The organism is Methylobacterium aquaticum, assembly GCF_001043915.1.
Taxonomy (GTDB): domain Bacteria; phylum Pseudomonadota; class Alphaproteobacteria; order Rhizobiales; family Beijerinckiaceae; genus Methylobacterium; species Methylobacterium aquaticum.
In genome coordinates, this window is sequence record NZ_LABX01000224.1 from 1 (window position 1) to 626 (window position 626).

Annotated in this window: 2 protein-coding genes; both read right to left on the reverse strand. The window is 74.6% G+C overall.

What is annotated here, in order from left to right; all coding sequences use genetic code 11:
- On the reverse strand, nt 1-493 hold a 493-nt coding region (locus VP06_RS26035; protein WP_048466714.1), incomplete at its 3' end, for an amidase family protein.
- On the reverse strand, nt 490-626 hold a 137-nt coding region (locus tag VP06_RS34155; RefSeq protein WP_156295777.1), incomplete at its 5' end, for an AtzH-like domain-containing protein. The genes VP06_RS34155 and VP06_RS26035, both read right to left, overlap by 4 nt.

Consider the following 626-nt stretch of genomic DNA (forward strand, 5'->3'; position numbering starts at 1 on the left):
CGGTGCCGAGCGCCAGCGGCACCAGCCCGGCCGCCACCGCGACCCCGGAGCCCGACGAGGAGCCGCCGGGCACCAGGTCCGGGTCGAGGGTGTTGCGCGGCACGCCATAGGGCGAGCGTAGGCCGACGAGGCCGGTGGCGAACTGGTCGAGGTTGGTCTTGCCGATGACGAGCGCGCCGGCCTGCCGCAGCCGCGCCACCGCCGTGGCGTCCTCGCGGGCGACCGTCGCGTAATCCGGGCAGGCGCAGGTGGTGGGCAGGCCCGCCACGTCGATGTTGTCCTTCACGGCGACCGGGATGCCGTGGAGCGGGCCCGCCGGCAGGGTCTCGGCTTCCGCCGCCACCTCGGCCTCCGGCCGCAGGCTGATGAAGACCGCCGGATCGTCGAGCGCGGCGATGCGCCGGTAGACCTCGCGCACGGCCTGAACGGGGGTCAGCGAGCCCGCCGCATAGGCCGCGCGGTACTGGGCGAGGGTGAGGGGGAAGTCGGTCACGCCGGCACCTCGTCGATCAGGCTGACATGGGCGGCGACGACCCGCCAGCCCTCGGGAAAACGGGACCAGGATTGCATCTGGCGCCCGACCTTGCCGGGATGCGCCGCGCGCCAGAACAGGGTCGAGGCGGTGG